The organism is Pseudomonas spelaei (genome assembly GCF_009724245.1).
In the GTDB taxonomy this organism is placed as follows: Bacteria; Pseudomonadota; Gammaproteobacteria; order Pseudomonadales; family Pseudomonadaceae; genus Aquipseudomonas; species Aquipseudomonas spelaei.
This window is the reverse complement of sequence record NZ_WNNK01000002.1, coordinates 24,486-40,549: the sequence shown is the minus strand read 5'-3', so window position 1 is coordinate 40,549 and position 16,064 is coordinate 24,486. Positions and strand designations below refer to the sequence as shown.

The 16,064-nt window shown below is 59.3% G+C and carries 15 protein-coding genes; 10 read left to right on the top strand and 5 right to left on the bottom strand.

Annotated features, from left to right (window positions below; genetic code table 11):
* Window positions 1-498 carry a DUF6231 family protein gene (locus GNF76_RS02310; RefSeq protein ID WP_155581584.1) on the bottom strand — a complete coding sequence of 166 codons (498 nt, stop codon included), beginning with the start codon at window positions 496-498 and terminating at the stop codon, window positions 1-3.
* 191 nt (window positions 499-689) lie between these two features.
* Between GNF76_RS02310 and GNF76_RS02305 the strand changes: the two genes are divergently transcribed.
* The 3 genes from GNF76_RS02305 to GNF76_RS02295 all read left to right on the top strand — a co-directional run bounded on the left by GNF76_RS02305 (window position 690) and on the right by GNF76_RS02295 (window position 2,568).
* Window positions 690-1,382 carry a PA1041 family peptidoglycan-binding anchor lipoprotein gene (locus GNF76_RS02305; protein ID WP_155581583.1) on the top strand — a complete coding sequence of 231 codons (693 nt, stop codon included), beginning with the start codon at window positions 690-692 and terminating at the stop codon, window positions 1,380-1,382.
* Window positions 1,383-1,523: 141 nt separating this feature from the next.
* Window positions 1,524-1,817 carry a DUF1145 domain-containing protein gene (locus GNF76_RS02300; RefSeq protein WP_155581582.1) on the top strand — a complete coding sequence of 98 codons (294 nt, stop codon included), beginning with the start codon at window positions 1,524-1,526 and terminating at the stop codon, window positions 1,815-1,817.
* Entirely contained in the window at window positions 1,810-2,568 is a 759-nt protein-coding gene (locus GNF76_RS02295; protein WP_155581581.1) for a collagen-like protein, read from the top strand. The genes GNF76_RS02300 and GNF76_RS02295 overlap by 8 nt, the downstream gene beginning before the upstream one ends.
* A 56-nt stretch (window positions 2,569-2,624) precedes the next feature.
* Here GNF76_RS02295 and GNF76_RS02290 read toward each other — a convergent pair whose 3' ends face one another.
* Window positions 2,625-3,089 (bottom strand): CopD family protein, encoded by a 465-nt coding sequence (locus tag GNF76_RS02290; protein ID WP_155581580.1) that lies wholly within the window; start codon window positions 3,087-3,089, stop codon window positions 2,625-2,627.
* 99 nt (window positions 3,090-3,188) lie between these two features.
* Between GNF76_RS02290 and dinG the strand changes: the two genes are divergently transcribed.
* From dinG to GNF76_RS02260, 6 genes are all read left to right on the top strand, one after another.
* Window positions 3,189-5,333, top strand: coding sequence for an ATP-dependent DNA helicase DinG (gene dinG / locus GNF76_RS02285; RefSeq protein WP_155581579.1), 2,145 nt, complete (start codon window positions 3,189-3,191; stop codon window positions 5,331-5,333).
* Window positions 5,334-5,434: 101 nt separating this feature from the next.
* Entirely contained in the window at window positions 5,435-7,798 is a 2,364-nt protein-coding gene (locus tag GNF76_RS02280) for a beta-galactosidase (RefSeq protein WP_155581578.1), read from the top strand.
* Window positions 7,799-7,881: 83 nt separating this feature from the next.
* Window positions 7,882-9,027, top strand: a complete 1,146-nt coding sequence (locus tag GNF76_RS02275) for a serine hydrolase (RefSeq protein ID WP_178123169.1) — start codon at window positions 7,882-7,884, stop codon at window positions 9,025-9,027.
* Between the two features lie 154 nt (window positions 9,028-9,181).
* A complete protein-coding gene (locus GNF76_RS02270) occupies window positions 9,182-10,339 on the top strand; it encodes an OmpA family protein (protein ID WP_155581576.1) in 1,158 nt (385 codons plus the stop codon).
* A 27-nt stretch (window positions 10,340-10,366) separates the two neighbouring features.
* Window positions 10,367-11,014 (top strand): pyridoxamine 5'-phosphate oxidase, encoded by a 648-nt coding sequence (pdxH, locus tag GNF76_RS02265; RefSeq protein ID WP_155581575.1) that lies wholly within the window; start codon window positions 10,367-10,369, stop codon window positions 11,012-11,014.
* A gap of 270 nt (window positions 11,015-11,284) precedes the next feature.
* Complete coding sequence (locus GNF76_RS02260; protein ID WP_155581574.1) at window positions 11,285-11,749, top strand: outer membrane lipoprotein; 465 nt, start codon at window positions 11,285-11,287, stop codon at window positions 11,747-11,749.
* A 77-nt stretch (window positions 11,750-11,826) separates the two neighbouring features.
* On the opposite strand, the gene GNF76_RS02255 is transcribed toward GNF76_RS02260, so the two are convergent.
* The 3 genes from GNF76_RS02255 to nhaA all read right to left on the bottom strand — a co-directional run bounded on the left by GNF76_RS02255 (window position 11,827) and on the right by nhaA (window position 14,729).
* Window positions 11,827-12,162, bottom strand: coding sequence for a hypothetical protein (locus GNF76_RS02255; RefSeq protein ID WP_155581573.1), 336 nt, complete (start codon window positions 12,160-12,162; stop codon window positions 11,827-11,829).
* Window positions 12,159-13,376 carry an S-type pyocin domain-containing protein gene (locus tag GNF76_RS02250; protein ID WP_155581572.1) on the bottom strand — a complete coding sequence of 406 codons (1,218 nt, stop codon included), beginning with the start codon at window positions 13,374-13,376 and terminating at the stop codon, window positions 12,159-12,161. Before GNF76_RS02250 ends, GNF76_RS02255 begins: the two co-directional genes overlap by 4 nt.
* 165 nt (window positions 13,377-13,541) lie before the next feature.
* Complete coding sequence (gene nhaA, locus GNF76_RS02245; RefSeq protein WP_155581571.1) at window positions 13,542-14,729, bottom strand: Na+/H+ antiporter NhaA; 1,188 nt, start codon at window positions 14,727-14,729, stop codon at window positions 13,542-13,544.
* A 216-nt stretch (window positions 14,730-14,945) separates the two neighbouring features.
* On the opposite strand from nhaA, the gene GNF76_RS02240 reads away from it, so the two are divergent.
* Window positions 14,946-16,040 (top strand): PLP-dependent cysteine synthase family protein, encoded by a 1,095-nt coding sequence (locus GNF76_RS02240; protein ID WP_155581570.1) that lies wholly within the window; start codon window positions 14,946-14,948, stop codon window positions 16,038-16,040.
* The last annotated feature ends 24 nt before the right edge of the window (window positions 16,041-16,064 follow it).

Genomic DNA, 16,064 nt, shown 5'->3' with positions numbered 1-16,064 from the left:
TTACCACCAATACTTTCCGAAATTTTCCGGGTTGGCCCAGAAGCGGGCGTTCAGCCAGTCCGGCACCTGTTTATAGTCAAGCAGATCGTAGGTAAACAGCGTCAATACCTGATCATCGCGCTGAAAACGCTCGCTGGCTTGCAGGGCCAGGGAGAAAAAATCGGTGTCTTTCCAGTCGCAGGCGCCGAGGTCGACCAGTACCGCGATGCGGCTGGCATTGAGGTTGCGGATGCCACCCAGCAGCGTCAGACCCGCAGGTTTTGACAGGTGCTCCAGGCAATCGACCACCAGTGCCAGGTCAAAGCGCTGGGCCGCCAATGTTTCAGGCAAAGGTTCAGGCTCGGCGAACGACACGACGGTATCGGGATGTGCCTCCTTGAACGCATCAAGGGCCCCGAATTGGCTCGCACCCAATAGCAGCAGGCGTTTTGGGGCATGCAGATCGAGCAAGGCGGCGAGCGCTTGCTGAGGTGTACGGGAAGAAATACCGGCGGTCATCGAAGATCCTCACATCTGGACCGTAGAGACTAGCCTGCCTGAGCGTGCGGGCCTAGAGCGGGGCGCTGGATAAAGTCTGAGAAAAGCAACTTCGGCCAATGAATACAGGGGTGTGACACGCTGGCGCAGATGAAAGGAGCGGTCTTTACTCCAGCCATCGGCTCCCGGCCGATCCCCTCAGGAGAAATCAGATGAGCATCATGCGGACAGCTCTCCCCTTGGTTCTGCTAACCGGAGTATTGACAGGTTGCGCAGGCTTGCAGAAAACCGATTGGCCCACCTGCGCCGCGGTGGGCGGTGTGACCGGCGCCGCCCTCGGCGCGACCGAAAGCTCATCATGGGCCGGCGGTGGCGCACTGTTGATTGGTGGTATGGCTGGCGCCTGGTGCTGGGTTCATGGCGATGGTGATGAAGACGGCGACGGCGTGCCGGACAGCCGCGACAAGTGCCCCGGTACTCCCAAAGGCGTGCAGGTGGATGCCAATGGCTGCCCACCGGTACCTGTAGCGGTGGTCGAGGAAGTGGTGGTGGTCAAGGAAGAAACCATCGTGATTCGCGATGTTCACTTCCAGTTCGACTCGGCCAAACTCACTGCGGCAGATAAAACCAAGCTCGACATCATCGCCACTCGTCTGAAAAAAGAAGCCCCGAGTGCACAACTGCGGGTTAGCGGACATACCGACAGCGTCGGCAAAGATGCCTATAACCAGAAACTCTCGGAAAAGCGCGCCCATTCAGTGACTGATTATCTGGTCAGTTCCGGTGTGCCCCGCAGCAGCTTCGTTTCGGTAACCGGTGCGGGTGAAAGCCATCCGGTGGCGGACAACAAAACCGCCGAAGGTCGCGCCCTCAATCGTCGGGTTGAGATTCAGATCAACCGCTGACAGATCCATTGCCCCTGTGGGCTCCACAGGGGCTTTGCTGGCGACGACCTGCCATCAAGTTTTTTTATCCTTCACTGGCAAATCGCCTGTAGAAGTCGTTACTGTGCGCCCAAAGAATAATGTGCAAGGGGAGCGTGCGGGATGAAGGTGTTTTGGGGGTTGGGGAAGTTCCTGACGTTGTTGTTCTGGGTTGTGGTGGTGATCAACTTGTTCAAGCCACTGATCAATCCGTTTCATCTGTTGGTCAACCTGGCCGGCAGTCTTTTGCTTGTGACCCATCTGTTGGAGTTGCTGTTATTCAACGGCAGCGTGAAAAACCGTGCCCATCCCTGGCGTGACCGTTTGCAGATTTTGCTGGTGGGTATGTTCCATTTGCAGAGCCTTCCGGCGCCCGCACCCGTTGCTGATGTAAATGAGGAGGCCAATCATGCGTAAGGTTTTTCTATTGGCCCTGCTGGCCAGCCCCATGGCCATGGCCCAGAGCGTCAGTGTCGAGACCAACTCATTGATGCGCCTGCCCAATAGCAGCAGCGTGTTGCAACTGGAACGGCTGGACGTGGCTGACTACGGCACTTTGCTGATTCCTTCCACGGTTACTCAGGTCAATGTCGACGAATTGCATCTGGGCCGCGAAGCGCGAATCGCCATCGTGCCCAGCACTGTTGGCCTGCAACTGCAGGTGCGTCATGCACAACTGGAGCACGGCAGCCAGATCACCTCTCGCGGCGCCCCCGGGACCCACGAGAAACCGGCCAAGCCGGGGCGTGACCTGAGCTTGCGTATCGAATCCCTGAATGCCAATGAACTGTCGGTGGACGCCCGTGGCGGCGCTGGAGCCCAGGGTTATTCTGGCCTCGACGGAGCCAACGGCGAAGACCCGGGTTGCACCTGGGGCTCTGCCGGACGCGGTGCCAATGGCGACAATGGCGGTGACGGGCTGGCAGGTGCGGCGGGCGCGCAAGTGCGGGTCGAATTGCCTCAGGATTATCCGAGCGAGCAGATCAAGGTCTGGGTGGAGGGTGGTGCCGGTGGCTTGGCGGGCACCGCGGGCAAGCCGGGGAAAGGCGGGCAGTCCAAGGGTTGCCTGGTGTATCGCGCCGATGGCGGCGAGAAAGGCCGGCCGGGGCTTGAAGGGCAACCGGGTGTGGCGGGGCCTGCGGGTTCTGTGACCGTTCAGCGGTTGTGAATCGAATGATCTGACGCCTTCGCGAGCAAGCCCGCGAAGGCGGTGTATGGGGCGCCTCAGAACATCGGCCGTGCCGACGCCACTGCCACCAGCACCAACCCGACAATCAGATTGATCCCCACCAACTTGCGGATTTGCCCCAGGGCAGCTGCGCCTGCCGGCCAATCCTCAGCCGCCACTGCCGTGCGCAGTTCCGGCAATTTCAGCGCCTGGATGCGGATAAACAGCGCCGTCATCACCAGATACAAACCCATCATGATCTGCACATAACGCGGCGCGGTCTCAAACCCGTTGAAGCGCAATTGCAGCAGGCCGACGCCGCTGATCGGCAATATCAGCACTGCCACCCAGACCCACACGAAAAAACGTTGAAACACATTCACCCACAGTTTCAGCCGGGCAGGGCCCTCAAGCGCGGCCACGGCGGCCGGGCGCAGGATCATCCAGGCGAAAAACATACCGCCGACCCAGATCAGGGCGGCCAGTACATGCAGGGTGTAAGCGAGGCTAAAGACGGTCATTGGGGTACTCCGTTCTGCGCGGGATTAATTAGCGGGGTATGATAGCGGCCGATCCGAACCACTGAAAATTTATCCAGCGTTTTTTGCGCCCGACTATCCATGATCAGCACTGAACTCAAAACCACGATCCAGGGCGCCTACACGCGTTTTCTCGAAGCCAAGAGCTTGAAACCGCGCTACGGTCAGCGCCTGATGATCGCTGAAGTCGCCAAGGTCCTCGGGGATATCGACACCGACGACGAAGGCCGGCGCAGTGGCGACCCGGCGGTGGTGGCCGTCGAGGCCGGCACCGGTACCGGGAAAACCGTGGCCTACAGCCTGGCTGCGATCCCCACCGCCAAGGCCGCGGGCAAGCGCCTGGTGATTGCCACGGCCACCGTGGCCCTGCAAGAGCAGATCGTCTACAAAGACCTTCCCGACTTGATGCGCAACAGCGGTCTGAACTTCACCTTCGCCCTGGCCAAGGGCCGTGGCCGTTATATGTGCCTGTCCAAGCTCGACGTGTTGTTGCAGGAAGGTCACGCGCAAACCGCCACGGCGTCGCTGTTCGAAGAAGAAGGCTTCAAGATCGAGGTGGATGAGGCCAGTCAGAAGCTGTTTACCAGCATGATCGAGAAACTTGCCGGTAATAAATGGGACGGCGATCGTGACAGCTGGCCCAATGCCCTGGAAGATTCCGACTGGGCACGCCTGACCACCGACCACAGCCAATGCACCAACCGTCACTGCCCCAACTTCGGCCAGTGCGCCTTCTACAAGGCGCGTGAAGGCATGGGCAAGGTCGACGTTATCGTCACCAACCATGACATGGTCCTGGCGGACCTGGCCCTGGGCGGCGGCGCCGTGCTGCCGGACCCGCGCGACACGCTTTACGTATTCGACGAAGGTCACCACTTGCCAGACAAGGCCATCGGCCACTTTGCCCACTACACCCGGCTGCGTTCCACTGCCGACTGGCTGGAAACCACCGCCAAGAACCTCACCAAGTTGCTGGCCCAGCATCCGCTGCCCGGCGACCTCGGCAAGTTCATCGAGCAAGTCCCGGAACTGGCGCGAGAGATCAAGACCCAGCAACAGTTCATGTTCAGCGCCTGTGAGCAGGTGGCGGACTTCAAGCCCGGCGAAGATGTGGAAGGCCGCGAGCGCCCGCGTCACCGTTTCGTGGGTGGAATGATTCCCGAACATATGCGGGAAATGGGCATTGAACTGAAGAAGGGCTTTTCCCGGCTGACCGACCTGTTCACCCGCCTGACCGATCTGCTCAAGGAAGGCATGGATGGTGAGGTCAACATCGGCATCGCCAGCAATCAGGCCGAAGAGTGGTACCCGCTGTTCGGCAGCCTGTTGTCCCGTTCCCAGGGCAACTGGGAGCTGTGGACCGCCTTCACTGCCGAAGACCCGGAAGACAACCCGCCCATGGCCCGCTGGTTGACCTTGTCGGAAAGCGGTGCATTGTTCGACATCGAGGTCAACGCCAGCCCGATCCTTGCGGCGGAAATGCTGCGGCGTAACTTGTGGAACGTGGCTTACGGAGCGTTGGTCACCTCGGCAACGCTGACGGCGCTGGGTACCTTCGACCGCTTCCGTATGCGCGCCGGCCTGCCAAAAACGGCCGTCACTGCGGTGGTGCCGAGCCCATTCCATCATGCCGATGCCGGCGTACTCCGTGTCCCTGACCTCAAGGCCGACCCACGGGACGCACCGGCCCACACGGCGGCGATCATCCGTGATCTGCCGTCATTGGTCGAAGGTTCCAAAGGTACCTTGGTGCTGTTCTCGTCCCGCAAGCAGATGCAGGATGTGTTCGACGGCCTCGATCGCGATTGGCGCAAGCAGGTGTTTATCCAGGGCAACCTGTCGAAACAGGAAACCCTGAACAAGCACAAGGCGCGGGTTGATGGCGGTGACTCCAGCGTGTTGTTCGGCCTGGCGAGTTTCGCCGAAGGTGTGGACTTGCCCGGTGCCTACTGTGAGCACGTGGTGATCGCCAAGATCCCGTTCTCGGTACCGGATGATCCTGTGGAAGCTGCATTGGCCGAGTGGATCGAGGCTCGGGGAGGTAACCCGTTCATGGAGATCTCGGTGCCGGACGCGTCCTTGAAATTGGTTCAGGCCTGCGGTCGCCTGCTGCGTACCGAACAGGATCGCGGCACCATCACCTTGCTTGACCGACGCCTGGTCACCCAGCGTTACGGCAAAGCGATCCTGAACGCGTTGCCGCCGTTCCGTCGCGAAATATCTTGAACCACCGTGGGCGAAACCGCCCACTTCGTGGTCTATCTCACCGTTATTATTGATTTATGTCATCAGGCCATTCATCGGCCGTTTGGGAGAACCTTGTTCGTATGATTCGCACGCTGCCCGCTCTTTTTGCCTTGTTGTTCGCCGCGCCGTTGCTGGCTGCGCCTGCCGGACAGCAAACACTGTTCAACTTTGTCCGGCCTGCCGACGTGGTCAAAGTGGCGACCCAGGACGCCAGCCTGCCGCAATACAACGCAGAACAAACCCCGGAAGGCGAAGTGCTGCGCCGTATCACCTTCAACCCGGCGGCAGAGCCGAGCCTGGTGCTCAGCCCGCAGAGCGGCGTCTGGGACTGGTCCCAGTCCAGCGCCATGAGCTTGCGTATCCAAAGCGCGATGGATTGGGCGTTGACCCTATACGTCAAAGTCCAGAGCAATGATGGCAAGACCCTGGTCAGCCGTATCGACTTGCCGGCAGGCCCGGCGCAGACCCTGTTGATCCCGCTGCAAGCCAACTCGCCCCTGAGTCAGGGGATGAAAGCGGGGCCTTTGATGCCGATGACGGTGGAGGGCCAGCGTGTGTTGTTGGCCAGCAGTGCAGGGGAGGTCGATCGCAGCCAGGTCGTGTCGGTGACGCTGTCGATGATCCAGCCCAACGTGGCCCAAAGCATCCTGCTGGAACGCTTCGGCGTGCAGGACAGCGAACCGGTGCTCAAGGCCGTCTACAGCGACTTGGTTGATGCCTATGGGCAGTCCAGTCGTGGCAGGTGGCCTGAAAAAATCAGCAGCGATGAGCAGTTGAAAGCCGCCGCGACCAAGGAGCAGCAACAACTCAAGGGGTGGCTCGCTGAGCGTGATCGTTCCTCCCTGGACAAGTTTGGTGGCTGGAACAAAGGCCCGGCCTTCGAGGCCAGTGGTTTTTTCCGCACCGAGAAGCGTGATGGTCGCTGGTATTTGGTGACCCCGGAAGGTCATCCGTTCTACTCCCTGGGGGTCAATACCGTCGCTCCGGATAACAACCAGACCTATGTGGCAGGACGCGAATGGATGTTTGCCGCACTGCCCAAGGCCGGTGAGCCGTTCGACAAGTACTACGGCAGTGGCGACAACCGTAGCGGCAACGGCGCCGATCAAGGGCGCGGCTTCAACGCCGGCCGCTGGTACGACTTCTATGGTGCTAACTTGCAGCGCACTTACGGCCAGCCTTGCGTGCCCGCCGTACACCAGGCCGGTGAAGCGAAAGCCGAGGCGGCTGCGCCTTGCACGCCAGAAGGTTTCGACCAGAAACGCTGGGTCAATCACACCCTGGACCGCCTGCAAGCCTGGGGATTCAACACGGTTGGCAACTGGAGCTCTCCTGAACTGGCAACCGCTGGCCGTGTGCCGTACACCTTGCCGCTGTCGATCGTCGGCGATTACGCCAGCATCAGCACTGGTACCGATTGGTGGGGTGGAATGCCTGATCCCTTCGATCCGCGCTTTGCCATGGCTACCGAACGTGCGGTGGCGATTGCTGCCCGCGACCATCGTGACGATCCATGGCTGATCGGCTTTTTTGCCGATAACGAACTGGCCTGGGCGGGTCCTGGAGACGACGCAAAGTCCCGTTACGCCCTGGCCTATGGCACCTTGCGCATGACCACCGACGTACCGGCCAAGCGGGCCTTTCTCAAGCAACTGCGGGACAAGTATCGCAACCAGGAAGGCTTGTCGCGGGCGTGGGGCATTGACTTGCCGGCTTGGGAGCTGATGGAAGACCCGGGTTTCGTGCCGCCAATGCCGAGTCCTGAACACCCGGAAATCGAAGCGGATTTCAAATACTTCCAGAAGACCTTCGCCGATGCTTATTTCAAGACCATCTCCGACGCGCTGAAATGGCATGCACCCAACCAGCTGTTGCTGGGCGGCCGCTTTGCCGTGAGCACGCCGGAGGCCGTGGCGTCCTGCGTACAGTATTGCGACGTGTTGAGCTTTAACATGTACACCCTCAAACCCCAGGATGGTTATGACTTTGCCGCCTTGCGCGCGCTGGACAAACCCGTGCTGATTACCGAATTCAACTTCGGCTCGAACGATCGTGGCCCGTTCTGGGGCGGCGTGACCCAATTGGCCCGGGAAGAAGACCGTGGCCCGGCGTACGCCAACTTCCTCAAGCAGGCCATGGTCGAACCGTCGATTGTGGGTGTGCACTGGTTCCAGTACCTCGACCAGCCTGTCACCGGTCGGCTGCTGGACGGTGAAAACGGCCACTTTGGCCTGGTGGGCATCACCGATGTGCCGTTCCAGGGCTTTGTCGACAGTGTGCGCAAAAGCAACCTGGCAGCAGTCGACCAGTTGGGCAAGGAAGCCGAAAAAGCCAAGGCGGTCAGCGCCGCCCACGCCGGTGACGGTGGCAAGCCTGGGCATGAAGGTAAAGGCGCAGGGCAGGGGGCTGGACATGCTGGCGGGCATTCGGGAAATGGTCATTGATTCATCGGTAACGGGTTTCCAAATCCCACAATCGCTGGAACAATGTCGGCCACTTTATGCGGTACTTTTTCCAGGGGGCTTCGGTGCAGATTCAGGGTCATTACGAGCTTAAGTTCGAAGCGGTGCGTGAAGCCTTTGCCGCGCTGTTCGATGACCCTCAGGAGCGTGGCGCCGCGTTGTGTATCCAAATCGGCGGTGAGACTGTCGTTGACCTGTGGGCGGGCACTGCCGACAAGGATGGCAGTGAGGCCTGGCACAGCGACACCATTGCCAATCTGTTCTCCTGCACCAAGACCTTTACCGCCGTCACCGCCCTGCAACTGGTGGCTGAGGGGAAGTTGCAACTCGACGCGCCGGTGGCCAGGTATTGGCCGGAGTTCGCTGCGGCCGGCAAGGAATCCATCACCCTGCGCCATCTGCTCTGCCATCAGGCCGGGTTGCCAGCGCTGCGTGAGACGCTTCCTGCCGAAGCCCTGTACGACTGGCAGATGATGGTCGATGCTCTGGCCGCCGAAGCTCCGTGGTGGAAACTGGGTGAGGGCCATGGTTATGCCGCGATTACCTATGGCTGGTTGGTTGGGGAGCTGTTGCGCCGGGCCGACGGTCGCGGGCCGGGAGAGTCCATCGTGGCCAGGGTTGCTCGGCCATTGGGCCTGGACTTTCATGTCGGGCTGGCCGATGAGGAGTTTTATAGAGTCGCGCATATTGCTCGGGGCAAGGGCAATATGGGTGATGAGGCGGCGCAGCGTTTACTGCAAGTAACAATGCGTGAGCCCCAGGCGATGACTACGCGTGCATTTACCAATCCACCGTCTATTCTCACCAGCACTAATAAACCCGAATGGCGACGCATGCAGCAGCCAGCGGCAAATGGTCACGGTAATGCCCGTAGCCTGGCGGGCTTTTATAGCGGGTTACTGGACGGTAGTTTGCTGGAGGCGGATATGCTCGAAGAGTTGACCCGCGAACACAGTCTTGGCCCGGATAAGACCTTATTGACTCAAACCCGGTTTGGCCTGGGCTGCATGTTGGATCAACCCCAGGTGCCGAATGCGACTTTCGGCCTTGGCCCACGGGCGTTCGGCCATCCGGGGGCGGGCGGCTCAGTGGGGTTTGCGGATCCGGAACATGATGTAGCCTTCGGTTTTGTGACTAATACCCTGGGACCTTATGTATTGATGGACCCAAGAGCGCAAAAGTTAGTAAGAATATTGGCCGGTTGTCTGTAAATAGCTTGCTGTTACGTGGTTTTTTGTTACAAAGGCGTCTATAAAGCGTTGCTCAAAAAGACGCCGGACGAAATGCTGTAACTTTAATGTTCTAGAAGCGTCTGTTTAACGGGTCATCTAGACCCTTGGTTTTTTCTCATTTTGTGGAAATCTCATGTTATCGAACAAGTCCTTGGCATTGGCGCTCTGCCTCACTATTACCGGTTGCGCACAAACTCCGCAGAATGATGCGCAAGGTGGGCATTGGTGGTCATTCGGTTCCGACAAGACTGCTTCCAAGGACGACTCAGTCGTAGCCGGCGCTAAGCCGGATGCCAAACCAGATGCCAAGCCTAGCGTTACAGCCAAGGCTGATGCTCCTGTAAAAGCCGACGCTGCTGCGCCGGTTGCCAAGGCGGACACCAGCTACAGCTGGTGGCCTTTCTCCGCGAAAAGCGCTGACGAAAAAGCTGCTGATGCCAAAGCTGATCTGAAAGCCGATCTCGCGGCTGCAACCCCGGCATCGACTGCCGCGCCGGTTGCCAAGACCGATGCCGAGCCTCGCTGGTGGTGGCCGTTCGAAAGCAAGCCAAAGCCGTTGGCCAAGGTAGACGTGACCAACGTCCCGATGCCGGACCCGAAAATCACCCAGGCCTGGCTGGACGACTATGAGCCGCGTCTACGCACGGCCATCAAGGGCACCAATCTGGTACTTGAACGTCGCGACAACGTTCTGGTGGTGATTGCCCCGGTTGATGGTTCCTACAACCCGAAGCGTCCAGCCATGTTGCTGCCAGTGACCCTTGGTCCGTTCACCCGTGTAGCCAAGGCGGTTGAAAGCGATCCGAAGACTGCTGTTTTGGTCCTGGGCCATGTTGATGGCACCGGTACTGGCCCTCAGAGCCAGGCCCTGACTAAAGAGCGCGCACAATCCATCGCTTCGATTTTCAGCCTGAGCGGCTTGAAACAGGATCGCCTGATGTTGCGTGGCATGGGTGACCTGATGCCGCGTGCCGCCAACGACAGCACCCAGGGCCGTGCCTTGAACCGTCGTATGGAAATCATGTTCACCCAGCGCACCACCATGTTGGCCTTGCTCAGCAAGTACAACTCGGCGAACCCGCCGAAGGCTGAAATGGTGGCTGTGCAGGACGTTCCGGCACCTGTTGCTCCGGCTGCGAAAAAAGCGGCTACAGCGAAAAAGGCACCGGCCAAGAAGGCTGCCGCCAAGACTGCAGCTAAAAAAGCTCCAGCCAAAAAAACCGCCGCGAAAAAGCCAGCACCGGCCAAGGCTGCTGCGCCAGCGGTTTCGAACGACCAGGCAAAAAACTGATCTGCTGAGCGAGAAGGATAAAGCCGCATGACCCAGGCACTGGCCGATATGCGCCGTGACTACACACGGGACGGTTTGAGCGAGGCTCAGGCCCCGGCCGAACCGTTTGCCTTGTTCCACCAGTGGTTCAGCGATGCGCTGAAAACCGAGCAGCCACCGGTGGAGGCCAATGCCATGACTCTGGCCACGGTCGACCAGGACGGTCGCCCGCACTGCCGGATCCTGCTGCTCAAGGGGCTGGATGCACAGGGCTTTACCTTCTTCACCAATTATCAGAGTGCCAAGGGCGAACAGCTTGCGGCACGGCCCTTTGCTGCCATGACCTTCTTTTGGCCAACCCTGGAACGTCAGGTGCGGATCGAGGGGCGGGTGGTCAAAGTTACGCCGCAGGAGTCGGATGCTTATTATCAGGTCCGCCCGCTGGGTAGCCGCCTGGGCGCTTGGGCGTCCCCGCAGAGCCGGGTGATCAAGGATCGCGAGGAGTTGCAAGACTTGCTCAAGGCCACCGAGCAGCGATTCAGTGACACCCAGCCGGACTGCCCCGAACATTGGGGCGGTTATCGCCTGTTGCCGGAGCGCATCGAGTTCTGGCAGGGCCGCGCGAGCCGTCTGCATGATCGCTTGAACTACCGCTTGCAGGGCGCCGACTGGACCCGTGAGCGTTTGGCACCGTAATACTTGCATCGCCCGTGGCCGTTTGCGGCTACGGGACCTCATAATCATGTGCTGCGTCCTGCAGTCATGGCGGCAAATCGTTGCGTTTGACCTTCTCATCCCAAACCTTGGCCAACTGTCTGCAGGCGGCGCAACGTGCTACCGTTCGTCGAGTTTTGCGGTACAGGCAGTCTGTACTAGGGCTGAATGAAAGCAATTTTATGCCGGGCTGGCCGTGACAGGCGTCAAGCTGCGGAGTTTAATGGCCACTTGTCCTTTGGAGTTGATGCTATGCGTAAGTCTGTTTTACTGGTTGCCTGCTTTACCACCATGTCGTTGCTGCTGGGTGGCTGCGCCTCGAGTCTGACGGGCGACTCCTACTCCCGTGACGAAGCGCGTCGTGTGCAAACCGTACGCATGGGTACCATCCAAGCCCTGCGTCCGGTGAAAATCGAAGGCACCAAGACCCCAATCGGCGGCGCTGCTGGCGCAGTCATCGGTGGTGTTGGCGGCAGCGCCATCGGCGGCGGTCGTGGCAGCATCGTCACTGCAGTCATCGGTGCCGTAGCAGGCGGGCTGATTGGTTCGGCTACCGAAGAAGGCCTGACCCGCACCCAAGGCGTGGAAATCACTGTTCGCGAAGACGATGGCAGCATGCGCGCCTACGTTCAGGCCGTTCAGGAAAATGAAATCTTCCGTATCGGTGATCGTGTTCGCATCATGACCGTTGACGGGACCAGCCGCGTTACTCGTTAAGGGTAAAAGCAGCGGGAAAAGAAAACCCCAACCGGGTGACTGGTTGGGGTTTTTTGTTGGCCGCTATTCTGGGCGTGTCAGGTGAACATCTCGATATCGTCAAGCGCGCTCTCTACGACACCACTCAGCGATGGAAATTTTCTCTGCACCTGTTGTAGCGCCGGAGAAACTCTCGCCATATCCAGAGCTCCGAACCGACGTGCAATATGACCTATGGCAACTATTCCCGCCGAGGCGATTGCCGGGTTGTTGTCGTTCATATGTTGTAGGCAAACTTCTTGCGCCCAGATGCTATCTGTTTCGTTAAGGCCAACTGAAATCAGTGCTGTTGTGATTTTGCTCTGATCCCCGGTGGTGAGATCGCTTGCTGCTTCATCGTGACTCATAAGGGGGTCGTGGTAACGCATGTTCATTTTTTCGCTCCTAAGACTTTTCCTTTTCGGTTGGTTTTATTAGCTTTTATTAAAGCATTCTTCATATCCTGATGAAGCGCCTCCCATGGCCGTACATGACCGTGATAAATGCCATCTTCTGTGAAATCAATGACTACGAACTCTTGCGTTTGCGGGTCGATACCGATTCGACGTGGAGCGGTAGGCTTCACCTGTACAGAGTTGTTAAGAGCTTCCAGGCCGTTAGTCGGTCTTTTGCTTTTAACGGAGTTATCTTTTGTTCCATGATAGGGAGCATCCTCATACCTCAGGCTTACGACGATATATAGCGGCCGAACTCCTGAATCCGCCGGAAACACCAGAATGAAATCTCGGTACTCCGGCGGATAGACCGGATCGACGATGATGTTGGCAGCCGCCTCATTCGGGGGATAGACCCAGATATGAGGAGACTGCGGCGCAGACTCCAGCGCAGGCATGCCGAGGGTGTCAGCAGGATCAAGAGCGGGTGTCCAGATCAGCTCAACGCCCTCGCCCAGATCGGCCACGTATTGCGTGCCACGCAGGCCAAACTGCACAACATCGACCATTTCCCAATCGGGGTTCTTCCCGGTGTAGAACGCGTAGCCTTTGATACGCCCTCCGGCCTGTTGCTCGATATGCAAACGAACCCGTGTGCGGGCCCGAGGCAGGGCGCGAAGTTGTTCATCGTTATAAAGAGCACCGTCACCGAGGCTGGAAGGCCAGATCAGCGCCACCAGGCCCACCATCAACCCTGTTGCGACAGCCCCTGCTGCTCCGGCAGCGGAGGTAATACTCGAACCGCTCAGGGCGAGGGTTCCCAGACCGGCTGGTAGTGTGCTGCCACTTACTTTCTTGAGATGCAGTAGCCCTGCGTCATCCGTTTCGCGGCCGCCAAGCAGGACATGCTCACCGTAGTCCGCCAAACGATCAGTAGGTATGAAACCGGAAGGGTTGCTGTAGTTGATGATCGCGTTCGGCAGGTTGCAGGACTTGGCGAATACGCAACCCACAATAGGTGGCAGGGTAGGTTGTGGCTCAACCTTGATACGAGTCTCGTAAGCCTCCTGGCGGGCAAGCATGGCGTCGTATGCGTTTTGCCTGTCCTCACTGTCCGCCAGTTCGCGCGCGTTCATGTGTTCGAGGCGTCGATAGCCCCCGGTCCCGGTTCCATAGGATCGCCAGACCTGGGGTACATCCTTGTTGTTTGCCATCGCGCCCTCCTGGCTTCATAACGAAATCCGGGCTCAATGCCGGGAGCACGACGTTATTGGAGGTACAGGGAGAGGGATGTAGGAGGGTTCTGCGAGGAGGTGGTGAACTGGCTGAAAAGGTAAGTGCTCCGGTGTGAACGCAAGTGCGCCCACACCGGAACGGGTTTAAGGCTGAACCACTGCCTGTTTGCGACTGGCCATCGCGGTCACTGCATAACCGATCAGTGCAGCCAGGATGGAGCCGGTAAGAATACCCATGCGGTCCATGCCGGCGTATTCACTGCTGCCTGGTATGAACGCCAGGGAGCCGACAAACAGGCTCATGGTGAAGCCGATACCACACAGGATCGCGACCCCCAGCACCTGGCCCCAGTTGGCGCCGCTGGGCAGGGCTGCGAGGCCGGCTTTCACGGCGAGCCAGGTCAGGCCAAAGACGCCGACGGTCTTGCCCACCAGCAAGCCGGCAGCAATGCCCATTGGCACATGGTGGGTGAAGCTTTCCAGGTTGACCCCGGCCAGCGATACGCCGGCGTTGGCGAAAGCGAACAAAGGCAGGATGCCGTAGGCCACCCAGGGATGCAGGGCGTGCTCCAGGTTCAGCAGCGGCGAGGGTTCGGCATTTTTGGTGCGCAGCGGAATGCAGAACGCCAGGGTGACACCCGCCAATGTGGCGTGAACGCCGCTCTTGAGCACACACACCCACAGGATCAGGCCGATGATCATGTAGGGCCCGAGCTTGACCACTCCCAGCCGGTTCATCGCAATCAAGGCGATCAGGCAAGCTCCTGCGCCAGCCAACGAGGCTCCGGACAGGTCGCTGGAGTAGAAGATCGCGATGACGATGATTGCACCGAGGTCATCGATGATGGCCAGGGTCATCAGGAACAGCTTCAGCGATACGGGTACCCGCTTGCCCAGCAGGGCAAGAACGCCCAGGGCAAAGGCGATATCGGTGGCCATGGGGATCGCCCAGCCACCGAGAGCCGCCGGGTTGTCCTTGTTCAACGCCCAGTAGATCAGCGCCGGAACGACCATGCCGCCGATAGCGGCTGCGCCCGGCAGTACGATCTGCGAGGGCTTGGACAGGTGGCCGTCGAGCAACTCGCGCTTGACCTCCAGGCCGATCAGCAGGAAAAACAGGGCCATCAGGCCATCGTTGATCCATAACAGCGCCGGCTTGGCGATTTTCAGCGCGCCAATCTGTGCCACTACCGGCACATCGAGGAAACCGGCGTACAGGTGCGACAACGGTGAGTTATTGATGATCAGGGCCAGCGCCGCAGCGGCGATCAATAACAGACCGCTGGCGGCTTCCAGCTGGAAGAAACGGGTGACAGTGCTACGCAGAGGCAAGGGATGCTCTCCAATCAAGGTTCAATAGATGGGTACCCTAACCCGTACCGTTAGTTGTTAAAACAAAAGTTATATTCTTTTTTGTTATAAGAAGAAGATTGAGTGAGCGTTCCACCACAGCCCGGCAATTGTGTGTCCAATTGAGTCTGGACTGTATCTGTGTGAAGCATAGGAAACATCCTAAGATCGAGATTGAAAACCTTAGAGAAGCCAACCATGAGCGACAACCGACCTTGGGCCCGCGAAGCCATTCGCATTATTGAAGCGGACTTCCAGCGCAGCGCCGACACTCACCTGATCCCATTGCCATTACCAGGCCTGCCGGGTATCGAGTTGTACTTCAAGGATGAGTCGAGTCACCCCACTGGCAGCCTCAAACATCGGCTGGCCCGTTCGTTGTTTCTCTATGCACTGTGTAATGGCTGGCTCAAACCCGGTGCGCCGGTGATCGAGGCGTCCAGCGGTTCCACGGCGATTTCCGAGGCGTATTTTGCCCGTCTGCTGGGGTTGCCGTTTATTGCGGTGATGCCGGCAACCACCTCCCAGGAAAAGATTGCCCAGATTGCCTTTTACGGCGGCAAGAGCCACCTGGTACAGGACCCGACGCAGATTTACGCCGAGTCCGAACGCCTGGCCCGGGAAAGCGGCGGTCACTTCATGGACCAGTTCACCTACGCCGAACGCGCCACCGACTGGCGGGCGAACAACAATATCGCCGAGTCGATCTTCCAGCAGTTGCGCTTCGAACGGTACCCGGAACCTAGCTGGTTGATTTCCAGTCCAGGCACCGGGGGCACCACGGCAACCCTGGGGCGTTATGTGCGTTATCGCCAACATTGCACCCGTGTGTTGTGCGCGGATGCCGAGCGCTCAGTGTTCTTTGACTATTACCTGAGCGGGGACGCGACGTTGCGCCTGGACTGTGGCTCGCGTATCGAGGGTATTGGCCGGCCACGGGTTGAGGCGTCGTTCTTGCCCAAGGTGATCGATGCCATGGTCAAGGTGCCGGATGCGTTGTCGCTGGCAGCCATGCACTACCTGGCGCAGCGTTTAGGGCGGCGTGTGGGCGGTTCCAGCGGGACCAACCTGATTGGTGCCTTGATGGCGGCGCAGCAGATGAAGTCGGCTGGGGAGAGTGGGTCGATCGTGGCGATCTTGTGTGATGGCGGTGAGCGGTATGCCACCACTTATTACGATCCAGCGTGGCTGGCGGCGCAGGGGTATGAACTGGACGGATTGATGGCGGCTGTGGCGGCCAGCGTGGAGCGAGGAGAAGCACTGCCGGACAATGTGTTGCGCGCGAATATCTGAACCTTTGCAGGAGCTGGCAAGCCA